Genomic DNA, 12,911 nt, shown 5'->3' with positions numbered 1-12,911 from the left:
AGGAGCTGCCGTCCCGTGACGACCGTCCAATCACCCCCTGCGCCCCCCACGGCGATACGCCCCAGGGTGGTGGCCCGCACCGGTCTGTACGCCGTGCTGGCCGCGAACGCGGCCGTGGTCGCCTACTTCTTCGCCCAGGCGGGATTCGCCTCGAACGCCCTGATCGTGATCGGCCGCTTCGCCGGCCTGTACGGGGCCCTCCTCATGGCCTTCCAGCTGGTGCTGGTGGCCCGGCTGCCCTGGCTGGACCGCCGTATCGGCATGGACCGGCTGACCTCCTGGCACCGCTGGACCGGCTTCGGCATCCTGTGGACGCTGCTCGCGCACGCCGTGTTCATCAGCCTCGGGTACGCGGACGGCGCCCGGATCGGCCCGATCAGCGAGCTGGTCGACCTCGCCGAGACGACTCAGGGCGTGCTCCGCGCGATCGTCGCGCTGGCCGTCGTCATCGTGGTCGGAGCCGTATCGGCCCGCTACGCCCGCCGCCGCCTCGCCTACGAGACCTGGCACTTCATCCACCTGTACACCTACGTGGCCGTGGTGCTCGCGTTCAGCCACCAGGTCGCGGTCGGTACGACCTTCACGTCGTCGTCCGCCGCGAAGACCTACTGGTACGCGGTGTGGGGCGTGGCGCTCGGCTCGATGGCCGTGGGCCGCCTGATCCTCCCGCTGTGGCGCAATACCCGCCACCAGTTCCGCGTCTCCGCGGTCGTCCCCGAGTCCGACGACGTCGTCTCGGTCCACGTCACCGGCCGCGACCTGGACAAGCTGCCCGCGCGGGCCGGCCAGTTCTTCCTGTGGCGTTTCCTGACCCGCGACCGCTGGTGGCAGGCCAACCCGTTCTCCCTCTCCGCCGCCCCCGACGGCCGCACCCTGCGCCTGACCGTCAAGGCGGCCGGCGACGGCAGCGCCGCCCTGCGGCACCTGAAGCCCGGCACCCGCGTCTTCGCCGAGGGCCCCTACGGAGCCTTCACCACCCTGCACCGCACGAGGTCCGAGTCCCTGCTCATCGCCGGCGGCGTCGGTGTCACCCCGATCCGGGCGCTGCTGGAGGACCTGGAGGGCCACGCGGTCGTCATCTACCGGGTCGCCGGTGAACGCGACGCCGTCCTCTACGACGAACTGCGCGACCTCGCCCTCGCCAAGGGCGCCGAGCTGCACCTGGTCACCGGACCGCCCGTCCCCGACAAACTGGCGCCGCGCGAGCTGGCCCGGCTGGTGCCGGACATCGGCGACCGGGACGTCTTCCTGTGCGGGCCGCCCCCGATGATGACCGCGGTACTGCGCAGCCTCGGCGACCTGGGCGTGCCCAAGCAGCAGATCCACTTCGAGCGTTTCAGCCTGGCGGGATGAGAGAGACACCGTGAAGCGAGCCATACCTGTCGTCGCCCTGAGCATCGCGGGCCTGGTCCCGGTCTGGCGCTACGAGCCGTCGATCGGCGCTGCGACGTCGTCCAGCGCCGAGCCCGCAACGACACCGTCCGCCTCCTCGGGGACCACGACCTCCGGCACGGTCGTCAAGGGCACGACCATCGACACCGAGAAGGGTCCCGTCCAGGTCCAGGTGACCTTCGACGGCGACAGGATCACCGCGGTGCGCATGCTCCAGCAGCCGAACCATCCGCAGACGACGGCCGCCGTGCCGAAGCTGGTCGCGGAGACGCTGAAGGCGCAGAGCGCGGACATCGACACGGTGTCGGGCGCGACGATCACCAGCGAGGCGTACGAGAAGTCCCTCCAGGCCGCCATCGACGCGAACGGGAAGTCGGCCTCCTCGTCGCCTTCGCCCTCCGCCTCCGCCAGTTCGCAGGTGGTCGCCGGTCCGACGGTCGACACCGAGAAGGGTCCCGTCCAGGTCGAGGTGACCGTGGAGGGCGAGAAGATCACCGCGGTGCGCATGCTCCAGCAGCCGAACCATCCGCAGACGACGGCCGCCGTGCCGAAGCTGGTCGCGGAGACGCTGAAGGCGCAGAGCGCGGACATCGACACGGTGTCGGGCGCGACGATCACCAGCGAGGGCTACAAGAAGTCGCTTCAGGCGGCGCTGGACGAGGCCTAGATGCGGCGCGTGGAACAGGTGATGGGGTTCCCCGTGTCGTTGCGGATCGACGACGAGCGGGTCCCCGAGGGCGTCGCGGACGCGGTCTTCGACTGGCTGCGCGAGGTCGACACCCGCTTCAGCCCCTTCAAGCCGGACAGCGAGGTGTCCCGGCTGGACCGGGGCGAACTGGGGCCGGGTGAGCTCAGCGACGACCTGACCGAGGTCCTCGAGCTGTGCGAGGAGTACCGGACCGCGACCGGCGGCGCCTTCGACGCCCGGCTGCCCGGCCGGGGCCTGGACCCCTGCGCGGTGGTCAAGGGCTGGTCGGTGCAGCGGGCGGCGGAACTCCTCGCGGCGGCCGGGGTGCGGCGGTTCTGCCTCAACGCCGGCGGTGATGTGGTCGCCGCCGGGGGCCCCTGGCGGGTGGGGATACGGCACCCGGAGCACGCCGACCGGCTGTGCGCGGTGCTGGGGATCACCGACGGGGCGGTGGCGACCTCCGGGCGCTACGAGCGCGGCGACCACATCGTCGACGGGCGCACCGGGCGTCCCGCGACGGGCCGGCCGAGGGGTGCGCCGATGCAGTGTGCGACGGACGGGCCGCCGGAATGTCCGGTGGCCCGTCGTGCAGGGGTACCGGTCAGCCGGCGTCGGAGGCGTCCAGGCGGTACAGGCCGCTGCTCGTGGACGTCGAACCCGAGCTGTAGGCCGAGGACTTCACCGCCGTCCCGTGCTTCTTCACCCAGGCGGTGATCTCGGAGTTCGAGCCCTGGCCGCCGGCACCGACCATGACGTAGTGCAGCTTGCCCGCCTTCACCAGGCTCTTGAGCTTGGCGAGGGTCATGGCGTTGTCGCTGCCGGACCAGCCACCCATGGAGATGACCGGCTCGCCGGACTCCAGGATGACTGAGGAGGCCGTCTGGTCGGTGGCCACCGCGACCAGCCAGGTGGCGCCGTCCTGGTGCTTCTTGAGGTAGGTGATCATCTCCGAGCTCACCTGGGTGCCGCCGCCCATGCCGCCGCCACCGCTTCCGGACGGGCGCTGCCCCGTCGACTGCCCTCCGGACATCGGCTGCCCGCCGGACGCCGAAGCCGAGCCGCCGGCGCCGGGCTTGGTGCCGCTCGGGGCTCCGCCGCTCGAGCGCTGTCCGCCGCCGCCCATGCCGCCGGTGGTGGGACCGGCCGTCGGGTTGGTGCCGTTGGTGCCGGCCGTGGCCGCCGACACCGCGTACGCGGCGGGCCCGGCCAGCAGCGCCACGACCGCCGTCAGCGCCGCCAAGCCCATCAGCCGCTGTCGCCGCATGAACCGCCCGGCGAGCAGACCGAGCACGGACACCGCACCCGTGACGCCGACCACGACCTCGGCGACCGTGTACACCGCCCCGGACCCGGACACCCGCTGGAGCAGGACGACCGCCCACACCGCGCTCACCGCGACGGCACCGGGCAGCACCCACCCCCTCCCCCACTCTCGGCTTCGCTCGAGCGGGGGGACCCCCACGGCCGCGCCGCCCTCCCGGAACGCCCGGTACAGCAGCACCCCGCCCGCACCGGCCAGGGCCGCGATGCCGGGGGCCATGGCGGTGACGTAGTACGGGTGGAAGGTGCCCTCGGCGAGGGAGAACGTCAGGTAGTGCAGGACGAACCAGCCGCCCCACAGCACGAGCGCCGCCCGCTGCGGGGCGGTACGCGGCGCCCGGCCGCGCAGCACCAGCCCGCCGGCCAGCGCGACGGCCGCGAAGGGGATCAGCCAGGAGATCTGGCCGCCCATGATGTCGTTGAACATCCGGTACAGGCCCGCGCTGCCGCCGAAGCTCGCCCCGTTGCCCTGCGAGCCCACCGACGAACTCGCCCCGAAGATGCGGCCGAAGCCGTTGTAGCCGATCACCAGGTCCCAGACCGTGTTGTCGGTCGAGCCGCCGATGTAGGGGCGCGAGGAGGCCGGGACCAGGTCGACGACCAGCATCCACCAGGCGCTGGAGACCGCCAGGGCGAGCGTGCCGACGGCGAGGTTGCGGATGCGGCGGCCGAGCGAGGCGTTCGCGGCCCACAGGTAGACCAGGAGGAACGCGGGCAGCACGACGTACGCCTGCATCATCTTCGTGTTGAACGCGAAGCCGATCGCGACCGCCGACCACACCAGCGGCATCAGGCGTCCGGTACGCACCGCCTTCAGCAGGGCGGCCGCGCCGAGCAGCATCAGGAACACCAGGACCGGGTCCGGGTTGGTGTCCCGGGTGATCGCCACGGTGATCGGGGTGAGCGTCAGGGCCAGCGCGGCGATCGTCGCCGCCACCGGCCCGAAGTCCCGCTTGACCAGCCGGTGCAGCAGGGCGACGGAGCCGGTGCCCACGGCGACCATCGGCAGCATCAACTGCCAGGTGCCGTATCCGAACACGCGGGCCGACAGGCCCATCACCCACAGGGCGAACGGCGGCTTGTCGACGGTGATGAAGCTGCCGGAGTCCAGGGCACCGAAGAAGAACGCCTTCCAGCTCTTGGTGCCGCTGTAGACGGCCGCGTCGTAGAAGGTGTTGCCGGTGACGGAGGAGAGGTTCCAGGCGTACAGGGCCGTGGCCAGCACCAGGATCGCCCACAGTGCGGGACGGGCCCAGCGGGGGTCCTCGGGGGCGTCGGCGGCGCGGCGATGGCCTGCTCGGGCGGGCGTGGGCGGCGGGGCGAGAGTCGTCATGGCAGTGACCATCGGGGCCGTGTCTGGGCCCGCGCTGAGGCTTCGCTGAGGGGCGGATGAGAATCAGCGGACTCACAGCTTGCGCACAGTGCGGTCACGACCGGCTGCCAGGCCGTCGCCCGCCAAAGTACTGAAACACTTCAGGTCTAGACTCTCCCCCGCAACGGCCTGCGCATCGACGACCGTGGCCGAGAACGGGCAGTTCCTGCCACACCCGAAGGGTATTCGGCGTTTTGATACGGATAGATTCAGTCACCAAGCGGTACCCGGACGGCACGGTGGCGGTCGACCGGCTGTCGCTGGAGATTCCGGACCGCTCGATCACCGTCCTGGTGGGGCCCTCCGGCTGTGGCAAGACCACGACCCTGCGCATGATCAACCGGATGATCGAACCCAGCGAGGGCGCCATCCTCCTCGACGGCGTCGACATCCAGAAGCAGCCGGTCAACACCCTGCGCCGGTCCATGGGTTACGTCATCCAGAACGCCGGTCTCTTCCAGCACCGCACGATCATCGACAACATCGCCACCGTGCCCCGCCTGCTGGGCTGGAGCAAGGACAAGGCGCGGGGGCGCGCGGCGGAGCTGATGGAACGGGTGGGGCTCGACTCCGCACTGGCCAAGCGCTACCCCTACCAGCTGTCCGGCGGTCAGCAGCAACGCGTCGGCGTGGCACGGGCGTTGGCCGCGGACCCGCCGGTGCTGCTGATGGACGAGCCGTTCTCGGCCGTCGACCCGGTGGTGCGCAAGGGCCTTCAGGACGAACTCCTGCGGCTGCAAGCCGAGTTGGGCAAGACCATCGTCTTCGTCACCCATGACATCGACGAGGCCATCAAGCTGGGCACCACGGTCGCCGTGATGCGCACCGGCGGCAAACTGGCCCAGTTCGCCCCGCCCGCCGAACTCCTCTCCGCGCCCGCAGACTCCTTCGTCGAGGACTTCCTCGGCACCGACCGCGGCATCCGCCGGCTGTCCTTCTTCCCCGCCGCGGAGCTCGAGTTGCAGACCGCGCCCGTCGTCGCCGTCGACGCGGGCGCCGAGAAGATCGCCGCGCGCGGCACCGCCGACGTGCCCTACCTCCTCGTGACCGACGCCGACGGCCGGCCGCTCGGCTGGAGCAGGCCGCAGGACCTCACCCCCGGCGAGATCGACCCCGAGCGGCTGCTGTCGTACGGGCGGCCCTTCGCGCCCGCCACGGACTCGCTGCGGGCCGCGCTCGACTGCGCGGTGCTCTCCCCGACCGGCTGGGCGGTCGGCGTCGACGGCGCCGGGCGGGTCGTCGGCGTCGTCTCGCAGCAGGTCATCGGCGAGGCCATCCGCAGCGCCCACGCGACGGTACCCACCGCCGCGAAGGTGGCCGGATGAGCGGCGGCCTCTTCCACCTGCCGAGCGACCTTCAGAACAGCTACTCCGGTCTGATCGGGCTGCACCTGCGCGAGGCCCTGCTGCCGGTTCTGGGCGGCCTGCTGGTGGCCCTGCCGGTCGCCCAGCTGTGCGTGCGGCTGCGCTGGCTGTACGCGCCCGTGCTGTGGGTGACGACCGTGCTGTACGCGATACCGTCGCTGGCCTTCTTCGTCGTACTCATCGACTACACCGGCCAGACCGAGACCACGGTGATGATCCCGCTGGCCGTCTACAGCCTGGTCGTCCTCGTCCCGGCGATCGTCGACGCCGTCCGCTCGGTACCGCAGGAGACCCTCGACGCCGCCACCGCCATGGGCTTCGGGCCCGTACGCCGCTACGTGCAGGTGCAGTTGCCGATCGCGGTGCCCGCCATCCTCGCGGGGCTGCGGGTCGCCACCGTGTCGAGCATCTCACTTGTCAGCGTGGGCGCGCTCATCGGCAACCAGGGCGCGCTCGGCAACCTGCTCTACGACGGCATGTCCTACCACCAGCCGCGCCTGGTCTGGCTCTCCGTCATCGGCACGGCCGTCCTGGCCGTCCTCGCGGACGCCATGCTGGTCGTCGTCCGTCTGCTCCTTACGCCCTGGATGCCGCGCGGCACCCGCAGGCCCCGACCCGTCGACGCCGAGGCCCGGCCCGAACCGGCCGCGGCAGCCCTGGAGGACGCCGTCCGATGAACGTGCTCCACTTCGTCAACGCCTTCTTCAGCGACGGCTCCCACTGGCACGGCTACGACGGCATCCCCACCCGGCTGCGCGAGCACGTCCAGTACTCACTGCTCGCCCTCGCCATCGCCGCCGCCATAGCCCTTCCGGTCGGCCTGCTCACCGGTCACACCGGCCGCGGCGGCAACGTCCTGGCCCTCATCGCCACCGCCGCCCGGGCGCTGCCCAGCTTCGGCCTGCTGGTGCTGATGTTCGTGCTGATCGGCTTCGGCCTGGTGCCCGTCATGATCCCGCTGGTCGCGCTCGCCGTCCCGCCGATCCTGGTGACGACGTACGAGGCGATGCGGTCCGTCGACCCGTCCCCGGTGGATGCCGCACGGGGCATGGGCATGGGAGAGCCGCGGATCCTGTTCCAGGTCGAACTGCCGGTCGCGCTCCCGCTGATCCTCAGCGGGCTGCGCTCGGCGGCCATCCAGATCGTCTCGACGGCCACCATCGCCGCCTATGTCAGCCTCGGCGGGCTCGGGCGGTACGTCATCGACGGCCTCTACCAGCGCAACTTCGAGAAGGTGGTGGGCGGCGCCACCCTGGTGGCCGGGCTAGCGGTGGTCACCCTCACGGTCTTCTCGGTGCTGAACAGGATCGCGGTGTCACCCGGAGTGCGCCGCGCGGGCTGAGCACCCCTGTCTATCGCGCCTCGGTGCGGGCCAGCGCCAGCTCCAGTACGACGAGCAGCGCGTCCCGCACCGAGCCGCGTTCACGTGCGTCGAAGACCAGCACCGGGACGCCTTCGGTGACGTCGAGCGCCCAGCGGACCTCGTCCAGGCTGTGCTCCACCTTCCCGTCGAAGGCGTTGACCGCCACCGCGAACGGGATGCCCTTGTGCTCGAAGTAGTCGACGGCGGCGTAGCAGTCGTCCAGCCGGCGGGTGTCGACGATGACGAGCCCTCCGACCGCGCCCTCGACGATGTCGTCCCACATGAACCCGAACCGCTCCTGCCCGGGCGTGCCGAACAGGTACAGCTTGAGGGTCGGGTCGATGGTGAGACAGCCGAAGTCCATCGCCACCGTGGTGGTGGTCTTGCGCGGGGTGTGCGTGAGATCGTCCACGCCCGCCGCGACCTCCGTGATCGCGGCCTCGGTGGTCAGCGGCTCGATCTCCGAGATCGCGCCCACGGCGGTGGTCTTGCCCACGCCGAAGCCGCCCGCGATCACCATCTTCACCGGCAGCGGCGGCCGTACGGCCGTCCGCGCGGCAGGGCCGCCGGTCGGAGCTTCAGTCGGTGTCACTCAGTACCCCCCGGGAGTCGGGGATGGCGCGGAGGCCATCGATAACCCTGCGCAGGACGGACGCGTCGTGGGTGGCGTCGAAGTCGGGCACGTACACCGTCAGGTGCCCGGCCGCGCGCAGATCCTCGGCCAGGACACGGACCACGTTGAGGTGCAGTCGCAGCCGGGCCGCGAGCTCCGCGATCGACTGCGGGAGCCGGCAGGCGGCGACGATGTCGTGCTGCTCGAAGGAGAGCCGGTCGAGCGCGTCGAGCCCCTCGGCGGTGGCCACCACCTGGGTCTCGACGGGCACCGTCCGGCCGGAGCCGCTGTCCGCGACCCGGCCGGCGGTGACCAGGAACGGCCGTACGGCGGAAGCTGGGCCGACCGGGTCGGGGCCCGGGGGCGGGAGGCCGTCCGCCATGACTGCGTTTCTTCCTCTCTCGGCTGTCTCGATCCGCGTGACCGGCGGGCCGGTCAGCGCCTCGACGGGACGCCGACGGTGTTCTTCAGTTCGAGCACGAGCTGGGGGCTGAGCGCGGCACCGGCCCGGTTGGCGAACAGCGTCATCTCGTACGCGATGTTGCCGAGCTTGGCCTCCTTGTCGGCGACGACGCCGAGGACGGCGCCGTTGCCGATCGCGGAGACGATGACGTGGCCGCCCTCCAGATCGATGATGACCTTGTTGAGGCCGCCCAGCCCGTAGTTGCCGGAGGCACCGGCGGCCAGGCTGGTGATGCCGGAGACGATCGCGGCCAGCCGCTCGGAGTGGGCGCGCTCGCGCAGCTCCGACACGGCGATGAGCAGCCCGTCGGAGGACACGGCGATGGCGTCCACGACACCCGCGGTCTCGGTCGCGAATCGGTTGAGCAGCCAGTTGAAGTCGGCTGCGGCGGCCTGCAGATCGGTCGGCGGGGTGCCGCCCGTCGGGGTGTCACCTGTCGACGTGCTCACTGCTCGGCTCCTTCCGTACGGTGGTTCTGGTCGTGCTTGTGGTGCGTAATCTGGGTCTCGCCGGTCGCGCCGGGTAGCGGGAAGTCACCTGTGTCGCTGTCCCGTTGGGCGCGTTCCACCGCCGCCTCGAACTCCTCCAGCGCGTCCCGCACGGCGTCCGCGTCGGCGGTCCGCGCCGTCTGCGGCACGACCTGCGAGGCACCGGCGGTCGTGCGGAGCGTCGCCCCGCGCACGCGGCGGCGGAGGGGGCGGGCGCCGTCGGCGGCCGGGGGAGTGTCGGCGCCGGCGCTGCTGTGCGGGGGTGTCTCGGCCGGGGCGCCGGGGATGCGCGGGCCCTTGTCGTCCTCGCCTGCCGACTCGCGGCGCGGGATCCTGCGGGGGAGCGGGGAGGGGTGGTCCTGGCCGGGGGCCGTGTCCGGGGACATGGCGTGACCGTGGCCGTCGGACGCGTCCGCGTCCCTCGAGCCACTGGGTTCCGCGGGCACGGAACGGGCGACGGGGCTCGGCCCACCGGAGCCGGAGCCCACCGGGCCACCCACCGGCGTACCGGAAGGCACCGGGCCACCGCCCGCGGCCGGCACGCCGGCAAGCGCCGGAGCACTGTACGACTCCGCCGGACCGCCGGAGGCCACCGTCAGCAACAGGCGCGCCGGCAGGGTCACCTCGGCCGTCACACCCCCGCCGGGGGTACGGGACAGCTCGACGCCGATCTCCCAGCGGCGCGCCAGCGTGCCGACCACGAACAGGCCCAGCACCTTGGTGGGTACGACGTCCAGGCGCTCGCGGCGGATCAGGCGGGCGTTCTCCTCGGCGAGGCGTTCGGCGCTCATGCCGAGGCCGTGGTCGGTGATGACGACGTGGGTGCCCTCGGCGCCGGAGCGGACCGAGACCTCGACGGGGCTGCCCGCGGGCGAGAACGACACGGCGTTCTCAAGGAGTTCGGCCACCATGAGGGTGAGGTCGCCGATGATGTCGGGCTGGACCACCGCGTCCGCCGCGGCGTTCAGCCGTACCCGCTGGTAGCCCTCGATCTGTCCGAGCGAGGCTCGTACGACGTTGCTGAGCGCGGTGGGCCCGCCGTCCAGGACGGTCTCCCGGATGCCGGCCAGCAGCATCAGGCTGTCGGCGTTGCGGCGCAGGCGCACGGCGATGTGGTCGATGGAGTACAGCCGCTCCAGCAGCGCCGGATCGGTCTCGCCCCGCTCCACCGCGTCGATCAGCGCGAGCTGCCGGGTGGTCAGGTTGCTGACCCGGCGGCCGACGTTGCCGAACATCTCGGCGACGTTGCGCCGGCTGAGCACCTGGCGCTCCAGCAGCCCGGCCGCGGTGGTCTGCACGCGGTTGAAGGCGTGGGCGAGGTCGCCGATCTCGTCGCGGGCGGTGACGGGTATGTCCCGCAGCCGGGGCGGTCCGTCGTCCTCGGCGTCGTCGTCGGCCACCCGGGCCAGCTCCCGGCCGGCGACGTCCGCGACCTCCTGTGCCACTCCGGTGAGGGCCTCCACAGGCCGGATCACCGAGCGGCGGACCATGACGGCGAAGGCGAGCCACAGGGCGAAGCCGATCAACGCGACGCTCAGCAGCAGGCCGGCCCGCCACTGGGCCGAGCCGGCCGCCTCGTCGGCCCGGTCGGCGATCCGGTCGATCAGCGAGGTGGTGATCTCCAGCCGGGCCGCGGCCTGACGCGGGTAGTCGGGGTAGTCGAGCAGCGCGTCCTTGACCGCCGCGCTGATCTCCGTCTGGTTGCCGGCCTCCAGCTTGCCGGGGTCGATCTGAAGCTCGGCGTACGACTCGGCGATGTTGCGCTGCGCGGGGGTGTGCTCGATCCCGGCCAGCGCCTCGGCCTGGTCCTCGGTGGCGAACCGGGCGAACCGGTCCGCCTGGTGGTCGTACAGGTCGTAGGCGCCGACCGCGTTGGTGAACTCGATCAGCGCGTTGGTGTCCCCGGTGGTCGCCGAGAACACGCTGGTCTCGAAGGAGCTGTGGGCGGCGTCCGCGCGCAGCAGCGAGTCCAGCAGGTTGCCGGTGAAGGTCGAGGCCAGGGACGCGTTGCGGTCCAGGTCCAGCCCGTCGATCAGGTTCTGGGCGGCGTTGGTGTACGCCGGGTCGATGTTGTCGGCCGGGAGGTAGCCGTCCTGGACGGTGCCGCGCAGGCTGCTCAGGCCCTCGACCTGCCTCAGGGCCTGCGCCTCGGTGTCCGCCAGCCGGTCGCCGAAGGTGTCCCGTACCTTCTCCACCTGGGCGTCGACCGCCTTCTGCGCCGCCCGGTAGCCGTGCGGTGAGGGTGTGCCGCCACCCGCCTCGTAACGCACGGAGAGCAGGATGGCCTGCCGGTGTTCGGCCTCCACGAGGTTCGCCAGCCGGGCGACCTGGGAGCTGTCGCGGACCAGCTGCGCCGCCGTCCGGGCGGTGCCGGACTGCTCGACGAGGTCGGTGATGAGGTAGGACAGCAATACGGCGATCACCGCGAGCGGCACGCCGACCAGGACGTTCAGCTTGCGCCGGAAGGGCCAGCGGTCGGCGAAGCCCCGGGCGTGCGCGTCCACGGTCGTGGACACCGGGCCTCCTTGGTAGGGGTGTCTCCACCCGAACTGATGCGTGACGACACCGAAGCGGGGCCCCGTACACCGCTGTGACCGACGTCAACTGCGGTGAGACTACAGCGTCCTTGAAGGGCTGATCAGCGGGCTCCATGTCAAGAATCTGTTACAAAACAACCGCTTGCCCTACACAACTAGTCAGCAAGTGCAGCCAATCAGTGACCATGAGACTCTTGACTGACCGAGAACCGCCTGGATTGGATCAGTCGCAGAGCGGTCCTCCGCTGTGCACGTTGTCCACCGCACCATCTGAGCCCGGAACGGGAACCGTGACTGCCAACACCCACACCAGCAGGTCATTCCGGAGACACCCCGGCGCGGCGATCGTCGCGCTGGCCGCGGCGACGGCCCTGCTGGCGGGCTGTTCCTCCTCCTCCGACAAGTCCGACGACCCGCTCGCGGGCGAGAAGGCGAGCGGCGGCACCGTAGTCGTCGGCTCCAACAACTTCCCCGAGAGCATCCTGATCGCCGACATCTACGGCGAAGCTTTGAAGGCCAAGGGAATCAAGGTCAGTTACAAGCCGAACATCGGCAGCCGTGAGACGACCTACGGTCTGCTCAAGAACGGCACCATCTCGGTCCTGCCCGAGTACAACGGCGCGCTGCTGGCCTACCTCGACCCGAAGGCCACTCCGAAGACCGTCGAGGCGACCACCGCCGCGATCGAGGCCAAGCTCGACTCCAAACTCACGCTGCTGAAGCCGGCGTCGGCGCAGAACAAGGACTCCGTCACCCTCAACAAGGAGACGGCCGACAAGTACAAGCTCACCGCCGACTCCTCCATCGCCGACCTCAAGGACGCCGCGAAGGACCTGGTCATCGGCGGCTCCCCGGAGTTCCAGACCCGGCAGCAGGGCCTGGTCGGCCTGAAGTCGGTGTACGGCGTGGAGTTCAAGACCTTCAAGGCGCTGGACGCGGGCGGCTCGCTGACCCTGGCGGCGCTGAAGAAGAACACCGTGCAGGCCGCGGACGTCTTCACCACGGAGCCGACGATCTCCAAGGAGAAGTTCGTCGTCCTCCAGGACCCGAAGAACCTCTTCGGCTACGAGAACGTCCAGCCGCTGGCCTACAAGAGCGCGCTGAACCAGAAGGGCACCGACGCCCTCGACGCCGTCTCGGCCAAGCTCGACACGAAGACGCTGCTGGACCTCGACACCCAGGTACAGTCGCAGAGCAAGGACCCGCTGGACGTCGCCAAGGCCTGGCTGAAGTCGGCCGGCCTCGACTGACCTCCCGCCCTTGGCCGCGACCGCCGACGGAACGACGCGGGTGCCCCCGGACGCCGGGGGC

Annotated in this window: 12 protein-coding genes; 7 read left to right on the top strand and 5 right to left on the bottom strand. The window is 71.2% G+C overall.

Annotated features, from left to right (window positions below):
- Window positions 1–15: 15 nt before the first annotated feature.
- Genes ACWGJM_RS41620 through ACWGJM_RS41610 form a run of 3 tightly spaced genes read left to right on the top strand, consistent with a single transcriptional unit; the run spans window position 16 to window position 2,794 of the window.
- Entirely contained in the window at window positions 16–1,353 is a 1,338-nt protein-coding gene (locus tag ACWGJM_RS41620) for a ferredoxin reductase family protein (protein ID WP_453416955.1), read from the top strand.
- 10 nt (window positions 1,354–1,363) lie between these two features.
- A complete protein-coding gene (locus tag ACWGJM_RS41615; RefSeq protein ID WP_453416954.1) occupies window positions 1,364–2,059 on the top strand; it encodes an FMN-binding protein in 696 nt (231 codons plus the stop codon).
- Window positions 2,060–2,794 carry an FAD:protein FMN transferase gene (locus ACWGJM_RS41610; protein WP_453416953.1) on the top strand — a complete coding sequence of 245 codons (735 nt, stop codon included), beginning with the start codon at window positions 2,060–2,062 and terminating at the stop codon, window positions 2,792–2,794.
- Here ACWGJM_RS41610 and ACWGJM_RS41605 read toward each other — a convergent pair.
- Window positions 2,682–4,733 carry an ArnT family glycosyltransferase gene (locus tag ACWGJM_RS41605; RefSeq protein WP_453416952.1) on the bottom strand — a complete coding sequence of 684 codons (2,052 nt, stop codon included), beginning with the start codon at window positions 4,731–4,733 and terminating at the stop codon, window positions 2,682–2,684. The genes ACWGJM_RS41610 and ACWGJM_RS41605 overlap by 113 nt on opposite strands.
- A gap of 233 nt (window positions 4,734–4,966) precedes the next feature.
- Between ACWGJM_RS41605 and ACWGJM_RS41600 the strand changes: the two genes are divergently transcribed.
- The 3 genes from ACWGJM_RS41600 to ACWGJM_RS41590 are packed head-to-tail and all read left to right on the top strand — an operon-like array spanning window position 4,967 to window position 7,478.
- The gene (locus ACWGJM_RS41600; protein WP_453416951.1) at window positions 4,967–6,097 is read left to right on the top strand and encodes an ABC transporter ATP-binding protein; all 1,131 of its coding nucleotides are present in this window, start codon (window positions 4,967–4,969) and stop codon (window positions 6,095–6,097) included.
- Complete coding sequence (locus tag ACWGJM_RS41595) at window positions 6,094–6,813, top strand: ABC transporter permease (RefSeq protein WP_453416950.1); 720 nt, start codon at window positions 6,094–6,096, stop codon at window positions 6,811–6,813. Before ACWGJM_RS41600 ends, ACWGJM_RS41595 begins: the two co-directional genes overlap by 4 nt.
- Complete coding sequence (locus ACWGJM_RS41590) at window positions 6,810–7,478, top strand: ABC transporter permease (RefSeq protein ID WP_453416949.1); 669 nt, start codon at window positions 6,810–6,812, stop codon at window positions 7,476–7,478. The genes ACWGJM_RS41595 and ACWGJM_RS41590 overlap by 4 nt, the downstream gene beginning before the upstream one ends.
- A gap of 10 nt (window positions 7,479–7,488) precedes the next feature.
- On the opposite strand, the gene ACWGJM_RS41585 is transcribed toward ACWGJM_RS41590, so the two are convergent.
- From ACWGJM_RS41585 to ACWGJM_RS41570, 4 genes are read right to left on the bottom strand one after another with little or no spacing between them, the layout of a single operon-like run.
- Window positions 7,489–8,091, bottom strand: coding sequence for a GTP-binding protein (locus tag ACWGJM_RS41585; RefSeq protein WP_453416948.1), 603 nt, complete (start codon window positions 8,089–8,091; stop codon window positions 7,489–7,491).
- A complete protein-coding gene (locus ACWGJM_RS41580; RefSeq protein ID WP_453416947.1) occupies window positions 8,078–8,494 on the bottom strand; it encodes a DUF742 domain-containing protein in 417 nt (138 codons plus the stop codon). The genes ACWGJM_RS41585 and ACWGJM_RS41580 overlap by 14 nt, the downstream gene beginning before the upstream one ends.
- Window positions 8,495–8,547: 53 nt before the next feature.
- On the bottom strand, window positions 8,548–9,024 hold the full coding sequence (locus ACWGJM_RS41575) for a roadblock/LC7 domain-containing protein (protein ID WP_361800337.1): 477 nt from the start codon (window positions 9,022–9,024) through the stop codon (window positions 8,548–8,550).
- Window positions 9,021–11,579, bottom strand: coding sequence for an ATP-binding protein (locus tag ACWGJM_RS41570; protein WP_453416946.1), 2,559 nt, complete (start codon window positions 11,577–11,579; stop codon window positions 9,021–9,023). The genes ACWGJM_RS41575 and ACWGJM_RS41570 overlap by 4 nt, the downstream gene beginning before the upstream one ends.
- Window positions 11,580–11,890: 311 nt before the next feature.
- Between ACWGJM_RS41570 and ACWGJM_RS41565 the strand changes: the two genes are divergently transcribed.
- Complete coding sequence (locus tag ACWGJM_RS41565) at window positions 11,891–12,850, top strand: ABC transporter substrate-binding protein (RefSeq protein ID WP_453416945.1); 960 nt, start codon at window positions 11,891–11,893, stop codon at window positions 12,848–12,850.
- The last annotated feature ends 61 nt before the right edge of the window (window positions 12,851–12,911 follow it).

It is taken from the genome of Streptomyces sp. NPDC054834 (genome assembly GCF_053611185.1).
The sequence above is the reverse complement of the archived record's forward strand: the minus strand, read 5'-3'. Positions and strand labels throughout refer to the sequence as shown.

Excerpts from the sequence above, each read along its gene's own strand:
- ACWGJM_RS41590 (WP_453416949.1), top strand. The coding sequence starts at position 6,810 with ATGAACGTGCTCCACTTCGTCAACGCCTTCTTCAGCGACGGCTCCCAC.
- ACWGJM_RS41580 (WP_453416947.1), bottom strand. The coding sequence starts at position 8,494 with ATGGCGGACGGCCTCCCGCCCCCGGGCCCCGACCCGGTCGGCCCAGCT.
- ACWGJM_RS41605 (WP_453416952.1), bottom strand. The coding sequence starts at position 4,733 with ATGACGACTCTCGCCCCGCCGCCCACGCCCGCCCGAGCAGGCCATCGC.
- ACWGJM_RS41595 (WP_453416950.1), top strand. The coding sequence starts at position 6,094 with ATGAGCGGCGGCCTCTTCCACCTGCCGAGCGACCTTCAGAACAGCTAC.
- ACWGJM_RS41610 (WP_453416953.1), top strand. The coding sequence starts at position 2,060 with ATGCGGCGCGTGGAACAGGTGATGGGGTTCCCCGTGTCGTTGCGGATC.